Raw genomic sequence first — 18,837 nt, 5'->3', positions numbered from 1 at the left:
CTGTCGGCCCGGCGCCGCTGATCACCGGGCCGGCGGCTCCGGGCGCCGCTGCGACCACGGCCGGACCGTTTCCAACTGCGCCGCCACCCGGAGCACGGTCACCTCGTCGTCGCGGCGGCCCACCAGTTGCACGGCGAGCGGCAGCCCGTCCGGCCCGTGGCCCGCCGGGACGGAGGCGGCCGGGTGTCCGGTGACGTTCCAGAGCGCCGTGTAGGCGACCATCGGGCGCGAGCGTGCCAGTGCCGTCAGCAGCCCGGCGCCGTCCAGCGCGCCCACCGGGCGCGGGCGCTCGGCGATCACCGGGGTCAGCAGCAGGTCCATGGTGGTGAACATCCGGTCCGCGCGCGCCGCCAGCCGCTCCCCCGCCCGGATCCCGCGCTCCACGGCGGATTCGGGAACCAGCCGGGCGAGCGCGAGGGTGCTGCGGGTGCGCCGCTCCAGCAGGTCGGGGCGCTCGACGGCGGCGGCCTCCGCCCGTACGCCGCCGCAGAACTGGGCGGCGAACGGGGCCGTCGCGTCCGGGTAGCGGGGGTTGACCTCGCGTACGTCGTGACCCAGTTCGCGCAGCGCCCGTACGGTCTCCAGCATGGCCTCCACGTGCGCCGGATGCGGCCGTACGCCGGGCACGGCGGGCTTGGCGGAGTAGCCGATGCGGAGCCGGCCGGGCTGGGTCTCCAGGGCCCGGACCCAGCCGGTGGTCGCGGGGCGGGCGCTCCAGCGGTCCGTGGGGGTGGTGCCGGCGAGGACGTCGTAGAGCAGGGCGCTGTCGCGCACGGTGCGGGTCAGCGGTCCGACGGTGCCGAGCGCGTACCAGAGGTGGGCATTCGGGGCGGTGGAGACCCGGCCGCGCTGGGGCTTGAGGCCGAAGAGTCCGCAGCAGGCCGCCGGGATGCGGATCGAACCGCCGCCGTCGCCGCCGAGCGCCGCCCCGACCAGTCCGGCCGCGACGGCGGCGGCGCTGCCGCCGCTGGAGCCGCCGGGGGTGCGGGTGGTGTCCCAGGGGTTACGGGTGTGGCCGTGGGCGACGGACTCGGTGAACGGCCACTGGCCGAACTCGGGCATCGTCGTCTTGCCGATGACGACGGCTCCGGCCGCACGCAGGCGGCGTACGGCCTCGGAGTCGTCGGTGACGGGGGTGTGGTTGGCGGCGCCGCCGAAGGTGGTGACCTGACCGGCGACGTCCAGCTCGTCCTTGACGGCGATGGGCACGCCGTGGAGCGGGCCGTCCGGCCCTTCCGCGTCCCGGGCGTCGGCCTCGGCGAGGGCCTGCTCGGCGAGGACCACCCGGAAGGCTCCGAGCGCGGGGTCGATCCGGGCGGTGCGGCGCAGCGCGGCCTCGACGAGGGCGCGGGAGGTGGTCTTGCCGGTGCGGACCAGTTCGGCCTGCCGCTCGACGGACTGGTACATCAACTCCGCATCGTCCCAGGCCTGTTCATCGCCGTGTGCCCCGTCCTGCCACCCGCCCCGCGCGCCGTCCCTGTCCATGGCCACCCCTCCCGTTTACCAGTCGGTAACTCCGGGCAAGGCTGTCGTCCCGCCACCTGCACGTCAAGCATCCGTTGTCGGCCGGGGGCGCGGCGACATGCCCTGTCACACGGCTGTGACAGTCGGCGGACACGGTCATGAAGTCACCCGACCAATCTCTTTATCAGGGACAAACACCGCATTCCGGAAAGCGTCCCCTGCTTCCGAGGTCGTGAGCAGAGATGACCGAGACGAAACGTCGGAGGAATCCCATGAGCCTCACCCTCACCGCACCGACCCCCGAAGCCACCCTCCTCGCCCCCCGCGAACAGGAAGCCCTGCGCCACATCGCCGCCGGACGCACCTACCTCCAGACCGCCCGCCACATGGGACTCTCCAAACACACCGTCGACGCCTACCTCCGCCGCATCCGCGCCAAGCTCAACATCAACAGCACCGCCGAAATGACCCGCATGGCCATCGCCCTCGGACTCTGACACCGGCCGGCCTACGAGGCGCCGGGTACGGGAGACGGCCGGGCTGCTGCCCGGTCCGCGACGAGCCGGACCGCCGCGATCGTGAGGTCCGGGTCGTGGATCTGCACGTAGTGGTCACTGCCGGTCGCCAGCAGGTGGGGGGTCTGCGGGCGCAGGTCCACCAGCGCCTGCTGGGCCTTGGGCCAGGCCGTCTCCAGCTTCGCCAGGAGGCTCTTGGACATGGTGGCCGGCGCGGCGAAGGGTTCGGTCTTGCTGAGCACCGCGACCGGGACCGGCGGGAGCGGGCCGCCGCGCTCGACGGCGGTGGCCGCGCCCGCGATGTCGACCTGTTCGAAGGCCGGGTCGGCGTCGAAGGGCGTGCCCGGATGCCGTAGCGCTTCGACGTACGCCGCCCAGTCGGCCCCCATGGCGGGCTTCAGCGCGGGGCCCAGCGCGTCGACCAGGACCAGCCCGCGGGTCCGCTCCGGGTGCTCCTGCGCGTACCGCAGGGCGAGCATCCCGCCGAACGAGTGCCCCACCAGCAGGTACGGACCCGGTACGTGTCCGGCGGTCAGCACCCGGTCCAGGTCCTGGACCGCGGCCGACAGTTCCCGGGTGCCCTGTACGGGCGTGCTGCGCGTGGTGAGCGCCGGCGGCTGCGTGTAGCGGATGGTGCCCGGGCGGTCGTAGGTGCAGACACGGGTGAACGCGGCCACGCCCGGCAGCACCGCGGGCGCCTTCGGGACGGGCGGGGTGGTGTCGGTGAGGGACCACGGGTCGGAGGCCTCGTGCAGCCCGGACACCAGGACGACGGTGGGACTCCCGGAGCCGGAGCAGTGCAGGTACAGGCTCCGCCCGCCGCCGACGCCCACCCGCTGCTCGGTGTCCCCGCCGCCCGGCCCCGGCGTGCCCGCCACCAGCAGGACGACGGCGACCGCGGCGGCCGTCACGCCGCCGCGCACGCTCCATCGCATGTCCCCAGCGTCCCGCGGCCCCCGGCACCCCGCCAACCGGACCCGGCCCGGCCGCCCGCCCGGGTGAGCCGCGTCTCACCTGGCTGCCGCCGCTTGTCCGTGCAACGAGTTGCATAGCAAGATCGCGGCATGGCGCTCGAACACGCGATCCTCGTCTCCCTGCTGGAGAAGCCGGGCTCCGGCTATGAGCTGGCCCGCCGCTTCGACCGGTCCATCGGCTACTTCTGGACCGCCACCCACCAGCAGATCTACCGCGTCCTCAAGCGCATGGAGAGCGACGGCCTGCTCACCGTCCGCACCGTCCCACAGCAGGGCCGGCCGGACAAGAACGAGTATTCCGCCGCCGACCCGGGCCGCGCCGCACTCGCCCGGTGGCTGCACGAGCCGATCGAACCGGAGAGCCTGCGGCACGACCTCGCCGTGAAGATCCGCGGCGCGGCCTTCGACGACCCGGCCTCGCTGATCCGCGAGGTCGAACGGCACCAGCAGGCGCACCGGGACCGCCTCGCGCGCTATCTCGCCGGGGAGCTGCGCGACTTCACCGGGCCCGACGCCCCCGCCCCCCTGGACGCCGGTCAGGAACTCCAGCACGTCGTCCTGCGCGGCGGCATCGCGCAGGAGCGGATGACGATCGCCTGGCTCGACGACGTCCTGGCGACCCTCCACCGGCTCGCCCGGCCCGCGACCGACTGAACCGCACCGCACACGCCCCCGGCCCCACCACCTCCTCCCCCGCGCGTCCGCGCGGCCTTCGACTCCCACCCCTCGGAAGGTGCATCGCCATGTCCGACCCGCTGCTGTTCCACCCGCACACCTACGACCCCGCGCACTTCGACCCCGAGACCCGCAGGCTCCTGCGCGCCACCGTCGACTGGTTCGAGGCCCGCGGCAAGCGCCGGCTCATCGAGGACTACCGCTCCCGCGCCTGGCTGGCCGACTTCCTCGCGTTCTCCGCCAAGGAGGGACTCTTCGCGACCTTCCTGACCCCGGCCGCCGCGGCCGACGAGGACGAGCCGGACAAGCGCTGGGACACGGCGCGCATCGCGGCCCTCAACGAGATCTTCGGCTTCTACGGCCTCGACTACTGGTACGCGTGGCAGGTCACCATCCTCGGCCTCGGCCCGGTCTGGCAGAGCGACAACGCCGCCGCCCGCGCCCGCGCCGCGCAACTCCTCTCCGAGGGCGAGGTGTTCGCCTTCGGCCTGTCCGAGAAGTCCCACGGCGCCGACATCTACTCCACCGACATGCTGCTGGAGCCTGCCGCCGACGGTTCCGGTGGCTTCCGCGCCAGCGGCTCCAAGTACTACATAGGCAACGGCAACGCCGCCGGCCTCGTCTCCGTCTTCGGCCGCCGCACCGACGTCGAAGGCCCCGACGGGTACGTGTTCTTCGCCGCCGACAGCCGCCACCCGGCCTACCGCCTGGTGAAGAACGTCGTCGACTCCTCCAAGTACGTCAGCGAGTTCCGCCTCGACGACTACCCGGTGGCCGCCGCCGACGTGCTGCACACCGGCCGCGCCGCCTTCGACGCGGCCCTGAACACCGTCAACGTGGGCAAGTTCAACCTCTGCACCGCCTCCATCGGCATCTGCGAGCACGCGATGTACGAGGCCGTCACCCACGCGAACAACCGGATCCTCTACGGCCGCCCCGTCACCGCCTTCCCGCACGTGCGCCGCGAGCTGGCCGACGCCTACGTCCGCCTCGTCGGGATGAAGCTGTTCAGCGACCGCGCCGTCGACTACTTCCGCTCCGCCGGACCCGACGACCGCCGCTACCTGCTCTTCAACCCGATGACCAAGATGAAGGTCACGACGGAGGGCGAGAAGGTCATCGACCTGATGTGGGACGTCATCGCCGCCAAGGGCTTCGAGAAGGACAACTACTTCGCCCAGGCGGCCATCGAGATCCGCGGGCTGCCGAAGCTCGAGGGCACCGTCCACGTCAACCTCGCGCTGATCCTCAAGTTCATGCGCAACCACCTGCTGGACCCGGCCGAGTACGCGCCCGTGCCGACCCGTCTCGACGCCGCCGACGACGACTTCCTGTTCCGGCAGGGACCGGCCCGCGGTCTGGGCTCCGTACGCTTCCATGACTGGCGTCCCGCGTACGACTCCTACGCCGCCGTGCCCAACGTCGCGCGCTTCCGCGAGCAGGCCGACGCCCTGTGCGAGTTCGCGGCCACCATCGCCCCCGACGAGGAGCAGGGCCGCGACCTCGACTTCCTCCTGTCCGTGGGCCAGCTGTTCGCCCTGGTCGTCCACGGACAGCTCATCCTGGAGCAGGCCCGCCTGACGGACCTGGACGAGTCCGTGCTCGACGAACTGTTCTCCGTCCTCGTGCGCGACTTCTCCCAGCACGCCATCGAGCTCCACGGCAAGGACTCCACCACGGTCGAGCAGCAGGCCTGGGCGCTCGGCGCCATCCGGCGCCCGGTCGTCGACGAGGCCCGCGCGGCCCGCGTCTGGGCGCGCGTCGAGGCGCTCTCCGGAGCCTACGAAATGACCCCGTAGTCGCCTGGTCCCTCGTCGGCCTGCCGCCACACCACCGGCGTGCAGGCCGCCGAGGGGCACCGCTTCATCTGAGGGAGCGACGCTGACCAGGGGTTTCTCGGGGAGTGACGACCGGACCGGCGACGGGGGGCCGGCGTTGTCACACGGCTGTGACAGTCGGCGGACACGGTCATGAAGTCACCCGACCAATCTCTTTATCAGGGACAAACACCGCATTCCGGAAAGCGTCCCCTGCTTCCGAGGTCGTGAGCAGAGATGACCGAGACGAAACGTCGGAGGAATCCCATGAGCCTCACCCTCACCGCACCGACCCCCGAAGCCACCCTCCTCGCCCCCCGCGAACAGGAAGCCCTGCGCCACATCGCCGCCGGACGCACCTACCTCCAGACCGCCCGCCACATGGGACTCTCCAAACACACCGTCGACGCCTACCTCCGCCGCATCCGCGCCAAGCTCAACATCAACAGCACCGCCGAAATGACCCGCATGGCCATCGCCCTCGGACTCTGACACCCGACTGTCAGTGGGGGCTGAGAGCATCGGTCCATGACGGACCGTGCTGCTTTGATCACCGCCTACTGGGATGCCGCCGCAGCGACATTCGACGACGAGCCCGACCACGGGCTGAGGGCCGCCGCCACACGCACCGCGTGGATCCGGCTCCTGCAGCCGCTGCTGCCGACGGACCCGGCCGACGTCCTCGACATCGGCTGCGGTACGGGGTCCCTCTCGCTGCTGCTGGCCGAGGCCGGGCACCGGCCGACGGGCATCGATCTGGCGCCGCGCATGCTGGAGCGGGCGCGCGCGAAGTTCGAGGCCGCGGGCGTGACGGGCCGCTTCGTGGTCGGTGACGCCATGTCGCCGCCCACCGGGAAACAGCGGTTCGATGTCGTGCTGTCGCGCCATCTGGTGTGGACACTGCCGGATCCGGAGGCCGCCTTGCGCGCGTGGGTGACGCGCCTGCGGCCGGGAGGCCGGCTGGTCCTGGTCGAGGGGCGTTGGCGCGAGGCGGGCCAGAACGGTGCCCCGTACGTCCCCGGCGCCGCGTCACTCCCGTGGAACGGCGGAATCACCGCCGAAGACCTGGCCGCGGCCGTCCGCCCGCTCGCTGCCACGGTCCGCATCCAACCGCTCAGCGACGACCCGGACCTGTGGGGCGGGCCGGTGGCCGACGAACGGTACGCCCTGATCGCCGACGTGTGAGGCGCCACCGCCACGCATTCCGGCAAGATCGGGACGAGTCGACTCACACGACCGGCGGGCGGCCCAGGCGGGTCATGCGGACCACGGTCGACCACCGCATGGGCCGTCTCCGGCCGCCGCTGGTGCGCACGCCTTCGGCGAAACCCGCGAGCCAGGCCCGCAGACCGGGGAACGAGCGGGTGCGGGCCGCGGTCAGCACGGTCCAGACACCGAGGTAGACGGGGATCAGGAGGGCGGGCAGGCGGCGCTTGGCCAGCCAGACCCGGTTGCGGGCGGTCATCCGGTAGTACACCGCGTGCCGCGCCGGGGACGTCTTCGGGTGCCGGAGCAGCAGAGCGGGTTCGTAGAGGACGTCCCAGCCGGCGTCCAGCGCCCGCCACGCGAGGTCGGTCTCCTCATGGGTGAAGAAGAACGCGTCCGGCCAGCCGCCGGTCTGCTCCAGCATCGGCATCGACAGGGCGTGCCCGCCGCCCAGGAAGGTGGTGACGCGGCCACGTCGCATCGGGTCCTTGGCCCGCAGCCGCGGGATGTGCCGGCGTTGCGTCTGACCCGTCTCGTCCGCGATGCGGAAGCCGACGATGCCGAGGCGGCCGTCGGCCTCGTAGAGGTCGGCGATCGTACGGATCACGTCGGCGTCGACGAGGAGGCCGTCGTCGTCCAGGTCCACGAGCACGTCGATGCCGCCGAGCTCGCGCAGCGTGCGCCAGGCGACGTTGCGGCCGCCGGACACCCCCAGATTGTCCGCCAGCTCCACCCCGGTCACACCGGGCGGCAGGTCCGGCAGGGCGCAGCCGTTGCCGACCACCACGACGGCCGCGGCCGGCTCGTCCTGGTCGGCCACCGAGGCGAGCAGCGCCCGCAGGGCGGGCATCCGGTCCCCCATGGTCAGCACGGCCACACCCACCCGCGGTCGGCTCACGACCACTCCCCCTTGCTCCTGGTGAAGGGCGAGCGTACCGCCGACCGACCCCGGTTACCGGCCAGGCCGGGCGGCGCCGGGGGTGAAGGTCACCGGGAGGGTCTGGGGGCCGCGGAGGCCGCCGGGGCGCCAGCGGATCTCGTCCGGGGACACGGCGAGGGCGAGCCCGGGGAGTCGGCGCAGGACGGTGCCGATGGCGATCTGGCCCTCCAGTCGGGCCAGGGGTGCGCCCAGGCAGTAGTGGATGCCGTGCCCGAAGGCGAGGTGGGGGTTGTCCCGTCGGGTGATGTCCAGCTGGTCGGGGGCCGCGAACCGGGCCGGGTCGCGGTCGGCGATGGCCGAGGCGATCAGTACGGTCGCCCCGCGCGGAATGGACGTGCCCGCGATCTTGACGTCCTCGCGTGCGAAGCGGGCGATGCCCGGGCTGACGGGTCCGTCGTAGCGGAGGAACTCCTCGATCGCGCCCGGCAGCAGCTCGGGGTCGGAGCGCAGCAGGTCCAGCTGGTCGGGGTGGGCGAGCAGCATGGCGATGCCGCCGCCGATCAGGTTGACCGTGGTGATGTAGCCCGCGACCAGCAGCAGGAACACCATGGCGATGAGTTCGTCCTCGCTCAGCTGCTGCTCCTCGTCGCGGGCGGTGATGAGGCCGCTGAGCAGGTCATCGCCCGGCGCTGCCCGTTTGGCGCGGATGAGCTCGGCGACGTACGCGCGCATGTGCTGCCACGCCTCGTTCACCACCACGGGGTCCGGGGGCTCGGCTCCCCGCATGATCATGCGGTCGGTCCAGCCCTGGAAGTCGTGGCGGTCGTCGACCGGGACCCCGAGCAGTTCGCTGATCACCGTGACCGGGAGGGGTAGCGCGAAGTCCGCGATGAGGTCGGCGCGGCCGTGCGGGACGACCGCGTCCAGCAGCTCGTCGGCGAGGGACTGGATCCGGGGCCGCATCCCGGCCACCCTGCGGGCGGTGAACGCCTTGGAGACCAGGCGGCGCAGGCGCGTGTGGTCGGGCGGGTCGCTGCGGAGCATGTTGCTCAGCATCGACTCGCGCTCCGTTTCGGGCAGCTGTTGCAGGAGCCGGGTGTCCGAGGCGTCGCGTACGTCGCTGCTGAGGCGGGGTTCGGAGAGGGCGGCGAGCCCGTCTTCGTAGCGGGTGACGAGCCACGCCTCCAGAGCTCCGGCGATGACGACGCGCCGGACGGGGCCGTCCTCGCGCAGTTGCCGGTACAGGGGGAAGGGGTCCGCGACGAAGGCCGGGTCGGCGTAGGGGAGAAGGACCGGCTGCTCGCTCATCGTGCCTCCAGAAGTACGTCGCCTTCTCTCTGGAGCGCGATGATATACGCCCAACTCTCCCCGATTGCCGGTTTCCGGCCACGCCCGGCGCCGCCCGCCCCGGGGGAGGACCGCGTTACTTCAGGCCGATCTCGTCGCACGTGGCCTTGAGCTTGTCGGTGCAGATCTCCTCGATGGTGAAGACACCGTCGAGGACCACGGTGCTGCTGATGTTGTTCCTGGTCACGGAGGTGCCGGGAATGAGGACCGAGGGCACGCGCTTGGTGGTCGGGCTGCTGACCACCTGGTTGATGATCCCGTCGATCTTCTCGCCTTCGGCGAGGGTGACGGCGAGCTCCGCGGCGGCCTCGGCCTCGCGGGGGTACGGCTTGTAGACGCTCATGTACTGTTCGCCGGCCACGATGCGCTGGACGCCGGCGAGTTCGGCGTCCTGGCCGGTGACCGGGGGCAACGGGTTGACGCCCGCGGCCTTGAGGGCGGCGATGATGCCGCCCGCCATGCCGTCGTTGGCGGAGTAGACGGCGGTGATCTTGTCCTTGCCGAGGGCGGAGATCGCGGCCGCCATGTTGCTGTTGGCGTTCTCCGGCTTCCACTCGACGGTGTCGTACTCCTTGCCGACGTTCACCTTGCCGTCAAGGACGGAGCGGGCACCGGATCTGAACTGAGCGGCGTTCGGGTCGGTGACCGCGCCGTTCATCATGACGATCTTCCCGGTCCTGGCCTTGTCGCCCAGGGCCTCCAGCAGTGCCTTGCCCTGCACGCGACCGACGTCCTCGTTGTCGAAGGAGGTGTACGCGTCGATCGGACCCTCGGCCAGGCGGTCGTAGGCGACGACCGCGATCCCCGCGGCCTTGGCCTTGGCCACCGCCCCGGCGATCGTCTTGGCGTCCACCGCGTCGATGATCAGGGCATCGACCTTGTTGCCGATCATCATGTCGACCTGGGCGTTCTGCTTCGCCGCGTCCCCCATGGCGTTGGCGTAGACGACCTTGCCCTTGCCGAGCGTCAGGAGGGCGACCTTCTTCTCGATCAGGGGCTTGTCGAACTTCTCGTAGCGCGCGGTCTCGTTCTCGGGGAGCAGGAGGCCGATCTTCACCGCGCCCTCACCCCCGCCGGCTCCGCCGGCCCCGCCGTCCGCACCACCGCAAGCGGCGAGCGTGACGGTGAGGGCCGAAAGGACCAGTCCGACGGTGGCGCGACCCACATACACGTTCACGAAGTGAACCTCCCTGACGGGGCCGTGTTCCGAACGGCCGAGGTGGGGGCAGTCAACGGGGCCGCTTCACTGCCGTCAAGAAGTGAAGTGTTAACGACCTGGCAACGTTGTCTTGACCTGGCCGCAAATCGCCTATGACGGTGTTTTGTCCCCTCCTTGCGCCACCACTTCCTGACTTCACGTCAACTTCTGAACGAATGGTCCAGGCCAGATCCGGTGGGCGAGACCGGCGGCAGGCCCTCGGTGTGTCGGTACCGACCGTCGGAGCTGCCGTCCGGCACGGTGGGCGCATGGCCGAGAACGACACCCACCGGACCAGCCGTCGTGCTGTTCTACGAGCCGCCGGTACGGCCGGGGCGGCCGCGCTGGCCGCGGCCTGCGCCGGTCCCGCCGGCACACGGGGCGCGGCCGGACAGCCGTCGGCCTCGGCGCCCCGGCCGCCGACCGGCACCGGCACCGGCACCGGCAGCCCGTCCTGCGTCCTCGCCGTCGCGGCGGGTGCGGGCCCGTACTACCTGGATCTGGAGCGGGTGCGTTCGGACATCACCGAGGGCGTGGGTGGGGTGCCGTTCCGGCTCGACCTGACGGTGGTCCGGGTGTCGGCGGGCTGCCGGCCGCTCGCGGCCGCCTCCGTGGACGTCTGGCACGCCGACCCCTCGGGCGCCTACTCCACCGGCAAGTCCACCTTCCTGCGCGGCACGCAGGTCACCGACGCCGCCGGGCGGTGCGTGTTCCGCACGATCGTGCCCGGCTGGTACGCGGGGCTGGCACCCCACATCCACTTCAAGGTGCACCCCGACCACCGGACCGAGACGACCTCCCAGTTCTTCTTCCCCGAGGACCTCCTGCTGGAGGTGTACGCGCGCCAGCCCTACGCACGCCGCCGCGCACCCGAGCACCCCAACCAGCGGGACAGCCGCTACCGGGCCGCCGGCGCCGCCATGACGCTGGCCGTCTCGCCCGACGGGGACGGCTACCGCGCCGCGTACACGGTGGGAATCGCCTGAGCCGGGCGACCGCCGGAGAGGCGCGTCCCCGCCGCCCGGAAGCGGCTGCGCGGCCTCGTCCCCGGCGTCACCTACCGCTCTGCGGTCGTCAGAGGGCGCTCTTGGTCGCGCTGTCGACGGAGCACTTCTTGTACTCGCTGCCGTCGCCCTTGCCGGTGTACGCGGTCTTGGCCTCGGCCTGGGCGGAGGCACCCGCCTTGACGGTGAGCGCGCTCACCCCGGCCTGGGCGGAGGTCGCGGTCGAGGTGGTGTCCCCGCTGAACTTCATGGTGATGTTGTAGGTGTAGTCCACCGAACCGCTGTTGGTGACGGTGAGCCGCGCGACCAGGTTCTTGCCCGCGTCGTCCAGCTTGCAGCTGTCGATCCGGATGTCGCGCTCGGCCTTGTTCTTGCTGCTGGAACCGCCGGTGACGGACGTGCCGCCGGAAGTGCTGCTGCCGCTGGTGCTGCTGCTGTCGCTGCCACCGGTGCTGCCACCGCTGGTGCCCCCGCTGGAGCTGCTGTGGCTCGACCCGTGGCTGCCGCCGCAGCTGGCGCCGTGGGAGCCACGGGCTCCGGTGAGTGCGACGATCGCGATGCCGAAGACGGCGACCGCGCGGACATGGCGAAGCTTCACGTTCAACCCCGTTGAAATATCAGTGACCGAAAACGGCCCGTCTTGACGGGCACACGTCACCCTAACAGCGGTCACGGGATGCCCCGCCCGAGCCCACGCCGGCGGCGCGTCGGCACGGCGGCGCAGCGGCACCCGGGTGTCTCGACGTGCCGCCACCAGGCGGCTCGCGCATCATGAGTGCTGTGCCAGACCCACACAGGGGAGCGATCTCGCTGTCGATCGTCGTCCCGATCTTCAACGAGGAGGAGGTCCTGCCTGTTCTGGTGGCGCGGCTGCGGCCGGTCCTGGACGGGTGCGACGAACCGTACGAGGTCCTCGCCGTCGACGACGGCTCGACCGACAAGTCCCCCCGGCTGCTGGAAGACCTGCGCACCACCTGGCCCCAGCTGCGCGTCGTGTCCCTCCGGCGCAACAGCGGCCACCAGGCGGCCCTTACGGCCGGCCTGCACCGCGCCCGCGGCGCGTACGTGATCAGCATGGACGCGGACCTCCAAGACCCGCCGGAGGTCATTCCGGCCATGCTCGCCCTCGCCCGGGCGGACGGCCTGGACGTCGTCCACGGCGTCCGCGTGGACCGCTCCACCGACACCGGCTTCAAGCGCCGGACCGCCGCCGCCTACTACTGGCTCATGCGCCGGCTGGCCGGTTCCTACGTCCCCGCCCAGGCGGGTGACTTCCGGCTGCTGACCCGCCCCGTGGTCGAAACCCTCAAGGCCCTCCCCGAGCAGCAGCAGATCTACCGCCTGCTCATCCCCTGGCTCGGATTCCCCAGCGGTCAGGTCACCTATGAGCGCGCGGAGCGGGTGGCGGGCACGACCAAGTACCCCCTGCCCAAGATGGTCCTCCTGGCCTTGGACAGCATCACCAGCTTCTCGGCCGTTCCCCTGCGCCTGGCCACGGCGCTCGGCGCTTTCAGCCTCGTCGTCTGCCTCGGGTTCCTCACGTGGATCCTCGTCGTCCACGCCACGGGGAACACCCTGCCGGGCTGGACGTCCTTGATCACCACGATCCTGTTCTTCGGCGCCGTCCAGCTGTTCTGCGTGGGCATGCTCGGCGAGTACGTGGCCCGCATCTACACGGCCGTGCAGGCCCGGCCCACCTATTACGTCGCCCGCGACACCGGCGAGGAAGAGCAGTAGGCCACCCGTCTACACCAGCACCCCGGCGAAGAACATCGCGCCCAGAAGGGCGTACTGGGCGGCGCACAGCACCAGCAGCGGCACCTGGACGAACACGGACATGCGTCTGACCAGGAGGAGCCCGACGAACATCTGCGCGTGGTTGCGGTACCACGACATTTCGGCGCCCGCGAAGAACGGCACCAGGAAGACGGCCACCGTCAAGGCCAGGGCGGCCCATTCCTCGACCTCGAGTCGACGGTGACGGACGAGGAGAACGACGGCCGTCGCCACCACGAGCAGCACGTAGACGAGGTTCAGCCACAGCTGGGGCCGGTGGGCGGCGAGAGCGTGCTCCACCAGCCACGGCAGGTGTCCCTTGGGCGTGTACCAGTCACGGAACGGGAAGTCGTAGGCGTCCGCCATCGCCGCGAAGGGCTGGTGCAGGCCCCCTTGCCCGTAGCTCGACGCCTGGAGGATCTCGTACGCGTCCCAGTGGCCGGTCGCCTGCCACATCAGCCATTTGGCCCACAGGACGCCACAGCCGGCGAGGGCCGCCGACACCCCGGCTTTCGCGAACCGGATCGGCCACGTGTCCCCCCGCCACGCGAAGAACGCGCTCGCCAGCAGCATGCCGACGGCGACGGCGCCGACGGGATGGCAGGAGGCCGCGACGAAACCGCCGGCGGCGGCGAGCATCCAGGAGCCGCGTTTCACTCCGGCGACGCAGACGAGGAGCGCCATGGTCACGGTGGCGATGGGGAACACGGCATGGAGGTAGACGCCGCCGGGGAACACCGTACCGATGGCCAGGGTGAGTCCCGTGGCCCGGGTGAGGCGGGCGCCGAGCAGCCACCACAACAGCGCGAACATGCCGAGCAGGGACACCTCGGTGACGACCACGGCGGACAGCTCGTAGGAGAGCCCGGTGGCGGAAACGGCCCGGACCGACATTGGATATCCGGGAAACCAGGCGACGTTTCCGCACATGACGTCGCGGAAGTCCGGATAGCGTTCCCGGCACCAGAACATCTCGTAGCCGGTCCTGGCGATGGACAGGTAGTGGGCGGAGTCCCAGCGGCTGCGGCCGCCCGTGGACCAGTACGCCACCCGGGATCCGTCGCCGGCGACCGATGCCCTCGCGACCGTCCAGGTGACGAGGTTCGCGATCAGCCACGCGGCGACGGGCGGCAGCAGGGCATGGCGCCAGTCGCGGCGCGCCGGCCGGGCAGGTTCCCCCACCGCCGGGTCAGGCATCAGGCACCGTGCCGATCATCAAGAGCTCCGCGGTCCGTCGTCCAGCCCGTACGGTGCCGTGCCGCACGGTCGGTTGCGCGAACGCCTCGCGGAGCCGCACCCGGAAGTACCCCTCCGGCCGAGCCCGGGGGGTGTTACGGAACGGCGGGCTCCTCCTCGGACGGGAAGCGCGCGAGCGGGCGCTCGCCGTGGAAGAACGTCTTGGCGCGGACCATCGCGCGTTCGTCGTCCTGCACCTGACCGGGGCGCGAGCCGTTGCCGAACAGCACCCCGCCGAACCGCATCCGCATGTAGGCCGCCGAGTTGTTGAGGCTCGCCACCAGGCCGTCCGCGACCAGCTCGTCGCGCTCGGCCATGACCGTCACCCCCACAGGGTCCGGCCCGCGATCCGCTGCTTGAAGTCCGAGCCGGGCTGCGTCAGCCATCCCGACCAGTGGTCGAGGTAGCGCTTGGTCTGCGCGGAGAGCGAGTACCAGTACAGGGGCGAGGCGATGACGATGTCCGTGGCCTCCAGGGTGGCCTGGCGCAGCAGTTCCTCGTTCTCGTGGACGGTCGTCTTCGTGCCGTCCGTCCTCGAAATCGGGCAGGGGCAGCTTGGCCAGGTCCACCCAGCGCCGCGCTACCTCAGCGGGTAGTTGTTCGGCCGCCGCCCGCGCGAGCATCTCGGTGTTGCCGTCCGCGCGGGAGCTGCCGAGGACGAAGAGGAACGAGCGGTCTGCGCCACGGGGTGCCTCGGTCTGCATGTCTGCTCCGGGTCTCCGACCCCCGCGTACGGGGGAACGACTGCGATCGTCGCCTCCAACACCCGGAGCCTGCACGGCCATTCCGACAGACGTACGAGCCGCGAGGTGGACCCAGTAGCCGGCGCTCTCGTCGTGCGTGAGGCGGCTGATCGCCGCACGTGCGGCAGGGCGAGGAGGTTGCCGAGCAGGATGCTGCAGTCGCCTCCGAGGACGACGGGAAAGCGGCCGTCGTCGAGGACGGCGCCGACGGCGTCGGCGAGCCGGACGGAGTACCGGGCGATCCCGACGGGGTTGCGGACCTGGGTGTCGGGGGCCCGTCGCGGGTCGTACGCCGGTGGCTCGACCCGGCCGGCGTGCACCGTGCCGGGGTGGTCCGTCAGACCGGCCGCGAGGAGGGCCGCGGGCAGGTCCTGGACGCCGCCGGGGCGCAGCCCGAGCACGGACGGTGCCTCGACGATCGCCGTTTCGCGCACGGAACCATGGTCCGGTGCGACGGGGCGTCGTGCTGAGGTGGGGTGGGGGCCTCAGCCGGTGTCGAGGACGAGGTCGGCGCGGTGTCGGCCCGGCGCGACGAGCCGGGCGTTCGCCTCGTCTGAGCGCCTCACCCACTCGCGTGCGTACTCCGGCTCCTTGCCGTGGCGTACGTGCCGCTCGACCAGGCGCCGGACGCGCTGTTCCTCGTCCGGGGCGAGGTACCAGGCCTCGTCCAGCAGGGGTCGGACCGACGCCCACTCCCCCACGTCGTGCAGCAGGTAGTTCCCCTCGGTGATCACCAGAGGTACGGCCGGGTGGACGGGGATGCTGCCCGCGATCGGCTCCTCCAGGGAGCGGTCGAAGGCGGGTGCGTACACCGTGGGCCCGTCGGATGCGCGCAGGCGGCGCAGCAGCGAGACGTACCCGGCCGCGTCGAAGGTGTCCGGGGAGCCCTTGCGGTCGGCCAGACCCACCCGCTCCAGCTCGGCCTGGGCGAGGTGGAACCCGTCCATGGGAACCACCACGGCCGTGTCCGGCCCGAGCGCTTCGGCGAGCCGAGCGGCCAGCGTCGATTTCCCGGCCCCCGGTGGCCCGGCGATGCCCAGGATCCGCCGGCTGCTCCGTACGGCAGGCCCGGCCGGTCCTTCCGCCGGACCGGCCGGTGTGTCCCGCCCGGCCAGCCTGGCCGCCCTGAGTACCAGCTCCGTAATCGTCCGCACCTGCATCTGCACATCCTGCCCGAGGATCACGCACCCGTGGGCGTCCCGCCCTTCCACCCCCAGGCCGTGAGCATGCCCGGGGACAGGCCGGTGCACCGGGGGGAGTCCAGGTAGCGCACGGCCTCGTCGAGCTGTGCGTCGTCGACGATGCCGGTGCCGACCATGGCCTCCCGTGCCCGCTCCCAGGTCTCCGCCCAGAACCTGCTGATCGCGCTGCCCGGCAGGAGCGGTGGTACGTGGATCTCGGCCGCCACGGATTCCAGCCCGGCTTCGCGCAGCAGCTCGGGATGGCCGGGCACCCGGGACACGTCGGTGCCGATGCTGACGCGCAGCCCCTCCCACATGGCCCGCATGGCGCGGGTGTAGGGGGTGACGGGCGCCGAGGCGGTGGTGAGGTCGACGGCGTCGCTGACGACCAGGACGCCGCCGGGGGCGAGCAGTCCGCTCAGCTTGGCGATCATGCGCTGCGGGGACGGCAGGTGCATGAGGACGAACCGGGCGTGGACCAGCTGGAACGGGCCGGGAGCGAAATCGTCGGAGGTGACGTCCCCCTGCAGCACCGTCAGTCCGGGAACGGGGTGCGCCGCGAGGAACCGTACGTCGCGGTCCACGGCGAGGACCGTGTCGACGCCCGCTTCGTCCAACAGGCCGCGCGCGACCGTGCCGGTGCCGGCGCCCACGTCCAGGCAGTTCCAGCCGGGGCCCGCCCCCAGCAGCTTCAGGCGGGCCAGGGTCGTCGCGTCGTAGGTGAGGGCTCCGAGGTCGATCCGCTCGCCCTCGCCTCCCTCGTCGGGCCGGAAGACCCGCTCGCCGTAGCGCCCCTCCCCCGGGGAGGGCGTGTGGTCCGGTGAGAGCTCTGCGCCGGTCATGGGCCGATTGTCCCCCGATCGGTTCTCGCGGGCGCGCCCGCGACTTGCCTAAAAGCTTTAGGTAATTTATTAATGGCTATAGGTAGACGGGAGAGTGCTGATGGCGCGCGTAGGACTGACCACGGAACGACTGGTCCGGGCGGGTGCGGAGCTCGCCGACGAGGTCGGTTTCGACCAGGTGACCGTCTCGGCGCTCGCCCGGCACTTCGACGTCAAGGTGGCGAGCCTGTACTCGCACGTGAAGAACTCCCAGGACCTCAGGACCCGGATCGCCCTCCTCGCTCTGGAGGAACTCGCCGACCGGGCGGCCGCGGCGCTCGCGGGGCGGGCCGGCAAGGACGCCCTGACCGCGTTCGCCCACGTCTACCGCGACTACGCCAAGGAACACCCCGGCCGCTACGCCGCGGCCCAGCTGAGGCTCAGCCCCGACGACGCGGCCGCCGGCGCGGGCGTCCGGCACGCGCAGATGACCCGGGCGATCCTGCGCGGCTACGACCTGACGGAACCCGACCAGACCCACGCCGTCCGGCTCCTGGGCAGCGTCTTCCACGGCTACGTCAGCCTGGAGCTGGGCGGAAGCTTCAGCCACAGCGCCCCCGACGCACAGGAATCCTGGTCACGGGTCCTCGACGCCCTCGACGCCCTGCTGCGGAACTGGCCCGCGCCCGCCGACGGACCCGGCCGCTCAGCCCCCTCGGACGACTCGGACGACTCCGACAACTCAGACTCCACAGATCACAGGCTGGAACCGTGAGCACCGCACCCCACTGGATCACCACTCCCATCACCGCCGACCTCCTGCGCGGCGCCCTCGACCTGGAGCGGACCGCCCTCGGCGTGCTGCCGCACCGGCTGCCCGCCCGGGCCCGCGCCGAGAACACCGACGGTCAACTGGCCATGGCCGAGGCCCAGCCCTCGGGCGTGCGCCTGGTCCTGCGCACCCGCGCCACCGTCATCGAGCTCGACGCACTGCGCACGAAGCGCGCGTACGTCGGCGCCCCGCCGCGCCCCGACGGCGTCTACGACCTCCTCGTCGACGGACAGCCGGCCGGGCAGGCCCGCGTGAGCGGCGGCAACCTGCTCACGATCGACATGGCCACGGGCTCAGCGGAGACCCGGACCGGCCCGGTCGGCACCGTCCGGTTCGCCGGTCTCCCCGAGCGCGTCAAGGACGTGGAGATCTGGCTGCCGTACAACGAGACGACCGAGCTGGTCGCCCTGCGCACCGATGCCCCCGTCGAACCCGTGCCGGACCGGGGCCGCGCGCGGTGGGTCCACCACGGCAGCTCGATCAGCCACGGCTCCGACGCCGCGAGCCCCAGCGCGACCTGGCCGGCCGTGGCCGGGTTCCTCGGCGGTGTGGAGCTGACCAACCTCGGTCTGGGCGGCAGCGCGCTGCTCGACCCGTTCACCGCCCGGGCGGTGCGTGACACCCCCGCCGACCTGATCAGCATCAAGATCGGCATCAACCTCGTCAACACCGACGTGATGCGGCTGCGCGCCTTCGGCCCGGCGGTGCACGGCTTCCTCGACACCGTCCGCGAAGGCCACCCCGCAGTTCCGCTCCTGGTCGTCTCGCCGATCCTCTGCCCCATCCACGAGGACACGCCCGGCCCCAGCGCCCCGGACTTCGAGGACCTGAAGGCCGGCCGGATCAGCTTCCGCGCCATGGGCGACCCCGCGGAACGGGCGGCCGGAAAGCTGACCCTGGGCGTCATCCGGGACGAACTCTCCCGGATCGTGCGGCAGCGGGCGGCCGAGGACCCCCACCTGTACTACCTCGACGGCCGGGCCCTCTACGGGGAGGCGGACTTCGCCGAGCTGCCGCTGCCCGACCAGCTCCACCCGGACGCCGCGACGCACCGTCGCATGGGTGAGCGCTTCGCCGCGCTGGCCTTCGCCTCCGGCGGCCCGTTCGCCACCGGCGGGTGACCGGGCGGGGCTGCGGCGCTGAGCCGCGAGGCGGGGTCGGCGGCGCA

At 71.9% G+C, this 18,837-nt stretch carries 19 protein-coding genes and 1 pseudogene; 10 read left to right on the top strand and 10 right to left on the bottom strand.

Going from position 1 to position 18,837, the window contains the following annotated elements:
- Positions 1-21 precede the first annotated feature (21 nt).
- Positions 22-1,485, bottom strand: coding sequence for an amidase (locus tag ACFYP3_RS09925; protein ID WP_388829526.1), 1,464 nt, complete (start codon positions 1,483-1,485; stop codon positions 22-24).
- Positions 1,486-1,736: 251 nt separating this feature from the next.
- Here ACFYP3_RS09925 and ACFYP3_RS09920 point away from each other — a divergent pair, with 251 nt between their 5' ends.
- Positions 1,737-1,961, top strand: a complete 225-nt coding sequence (locus ACFYP3_RS09920) for a response regulator transcription factor (protein ID WP_388829514.1) — start codon at positions 1,737-1,739, stop codon at positions 1,959-1,961.
- Between the two features lie 11 nt (positions 1,962-1,972).
- Here the strand turns inward: ACFYP3_RS09920 and ACFYP3_RS09915 are convergent, their stop codons facing one another.
- Positions 1,973-2,914, bottom strand: coding sequence for an alpha/beta fold hydrolase (locus ACFYP3_RS09915; RefSeq protein WP_388829523.1), 942 nt, complete (start codon positions 2,912-2,914; stop codon positions 1,973-1,975).
- Positions 2,915-3,043: 129 nt separating this feature from the next.
- Here ACFYP3_RS09915 and ACFYP3_RS09910 point away from each other — a divergent pair, with 129 nt between their 5' ends.
- The 4 genes from ACFYP3_RS09910 to ACFYP3_RS09895 all read left to right on the top strand — a co-directional run bounded on the left by ACFYP3_RS09910 (position 3,044) and on the right by ACFYP3_RS09895 (position 6,630).
- Positions 3,044-3,607, top strand: coding sequence for a PadR family transcriptional regulator (locus ACFYP3_RS09910; protein ID WP_388829520.1), 564 nt, complete (start codon positions 3,044-3,046; stop codon positions 3,605-3,607).
- A gap of 89 nt (positions 3,608-3,696) precedes the next feature.
- Positions 3,697-5,427, top strand: coding sequence for an acyl-CoA dehydrogenase family protein (locus tag ACFYP3_RS09905; protein WP_388829517.1), 1,731 nt, complete (start codon positions 3,697-3,699; stop codon positions 5,425-5,427).
- A gap of 285 nt (positions 5,428-5,712) precedes the next feature.
- Positions 5,713-5,937, top strand: a complete 225-nt coding sequence (locus ACFYP3_RS09900; protein ID WP_388829514.1) for a response regulator transcription factor — start codon at positions 5,713-5,715, stop codon at positions 5,935-5,937.
- Positions 5,938-5,973: 36 nt separating this feature from the next.
- Entirely contained in the window at positions 5,974-6,630 is a 657-nt protein-coding gene (locus ACFYP3_RS09895; protein ID WP_388829511.1) for a class I SAM-dependent methyltransferase, read from the top strand.
- A gap of 43 nt (positions 6,631-6,673) precedes the next feature.
- Here ACFYP3_RS09895 and ACFYP3_RS09890 read toward each other — a convergent pair whose 3' ends face one another.
- The 3 genes from ACFYP3_RS09890 to ACFYP3_RS09880 all read right to left on the bottom strand — a co-directional run bounded on the left by ACFYP3_RS09890 (position 6,674) and on the right by ACFYP3_RS09880 (position 10,055).
- On the bottom strand, positions 6,674-7,549 hold the full coding sequence (locus tag ACFYP3_RS09890; RefSeq protein ID WP_388829508.1) for a glycosyltransferase family 2 protein: 876 nt from the start codon (positions 7,547-7,549) through the stop codon (positions 6,674-6,676).
- A gap of 54 nt (positions 7,550-7,603) precedes the next feature.
- The gene (locus tag ACFYP3_RS09885) at positions 7,604-8,839 is read right to left on the bottom strand and encodes a cytochrome P450 (RefSeq protein ID WP_388829504.1); all 1,236 of its coding nucleotides are present in this window, start codon (positions 8,837-8,839) and stop codon (positions 7,604-7,606) included.
- 115 nt (positions 8,840-8,954) lie between these two features.
- Positions 8,955-10,055, bottom strand: coding sequence for a substrate-binding domain-containing protein (locus tag ACFYP3_RS09880; RefSeq protein ID WP_388829501.1), 1,101 nt, complete (start codon positions 10,053-10,055; stop codon positions 8,955-8,957).
- 290 nt (positions 10,056-10,345) lie between these two features.
- Here ACFYP3_RS09880 and ACFYP3_RS09875 point away from each other — a divergent pair, with 290 nt between their 5' ends.
- A complete protein-coding gene (locus tag ACFYP3_RS09875) occupies positions 10,346-11,062 on the top strand; it encodes an intradiol ring-cleavage dioxygenase (protein WP_388829498.1) in 717 nt (238 codons plus the stop codon).
- Positions 11,063-11,150: 88 nt separating this feature from the next.
- Here ACFYP3_RS09875 and ACFYP3_RS09870 read toward each other — a convergent pair whose 3' ends face one another.
- Positions 11,151-11,678, bottom strand: a complete 528-nt coding sequence (locus ACFYP3_RS09870) for a hypothetical protein (RefSeq protein ID WP_388829495.1) — start codon at positions 11,676-11,678, stop codon at positions 11,151-11,153.
- Positions 11,679-11,851: 173 nt separating this feature from the next.
- Here ACFYP3_RS09870 and ACFYP3_RS09865 point away from each other — a divergent pair, with 173 nt between their 5' ends.
- The gene (locus ACFYP3_RS09865; protein WP_388829492.1) at positions 11,852-12,817 is read left to right on the top strand and encodes a glycosyltransferase family 2 protein; all 966 of its coding nucleotides are present in this window, start codon (positions 11,852-11,854) and stop codon (positions 12,815-12,817) included.
- A gap of 9 nt (positions 12,818-12,826) precedes the next feature.
- On the opposite strand, the gene ACFYP3_RS09860 is transcribed toward ACFYP3_RS09865, so the two are convergent.
- Together ACFYP3_RS09860 and ACFYP3_RS09855 are read right to left on the bottom strand one after the other, a co-directional pair.
- A complete protein-coding gene (locus ACFYP3_RS09860; protein WP_388829489.1) occupies positions 12,827-14,053 on the bottom strand; it encodes a hypothetical protein in 1,227 nt (408 codons plus the stop codon).
- A gap of 134 nt (positions 14,054-14,187) precedes the next feature.
- Positions 14,188-14,796 (bottom strand): annotated as a pseudogene (locus ACFYP3_RS09855) (flavodoxin family protein).
- A 158-nt stretch (positions 14,797-14,954) separates the two neighbouring features.
- On the opposite strand from ACFYP3_RS09855, the gene ACFYP3_RS09850 reads away from it, so the two are divergent.
- Positions 14,955-15,305 (top strand): hypothetical protein, encoded by a 351-nt coding sequence (locus ACFYP3_RS09850; RefSeq protein WP_388829486.1) that lies wholly within the window; start codon positions 14,955-14,957, stop codon positions 15,303-15,305.
- 15 nt (positions 15,306-15,320) lie between these two features.
- On the opposite strand, the gene ACFYP3_RS09845 is transcribed toward ACFYP3_RS09850, so the two are convergent.
- Positions 15,321-15,995 (bottom strand): nucleoside/nucleotide kinase family protein, encoded by a 675-nt coding sequence (locus ACFYP3_RS09845; RefSeq protein WP_388829483.1) that lies wholly within the window; start codon positions 15,993-15,995, stop codon positions 15,321-15,323.
- Positions 15,996-16,015: 20 nt separating this feature from the next.
- Positions 16,016-16,858, bottom strand: a complete 843-nt coding sequence (locus tag ACFYP3_RS09840; protein ID WP_388829480.1) for a class I SAM-dependent methyltransferase — start codon at positions 16,856-16,858, stop codon at positions 16,016-16,018.
- A 100-nt stretch (positions 16,859-16,958) separates the two neighbouring features.
- Here ACFYP3_RS09840 and ACFYP3_RS09835 point away from each other — a divergent pair, with 100 nt between their 5' ends.
- Complete coding sequence (locus tag ACFYP3_RS09835; RefSeq protein ID WP_388829477.1) at positions 16,959-17,612, top strand: TetR/AcrR family transcriptional regulator; 654 nt, start codon at positions 16,959-16,961, stop codon at positions 17,610-17,612.
- On the top strand, positions 17,609-18,790 hold the full coding sequence (locus ACFYP3_RS09830; RefSeq protein ID WP_388829473.1) for a GDSL-type esterase/lipase family protein: 1,182 nt from the start codon (positions 17,609-17,611) through the stop codon (positions 18,788-18,790). Before ACFYP3_RS09835 ends, ACFYP3_RS09830 begins: the two co-directional genes overlap by 4 nt.
- Positions 18,791-18,837 lie beyond the last annotated feature (47 nt).

Origin of the sequence: Streptomyces sp. NPDC005533, assembly GCF_042871845.1 — a bacterium.
Classification (GTDB): Bacteria; Actinomycetota; Actinomycetes; order Streptomycetales; family Streptomycetaceae; genus Streptomyces.
The sequence above is the reverse complement of the archived record's forward strand: the minus strand, read 5'-3'. Positions and strand labels throughout refer to the sequence as shown.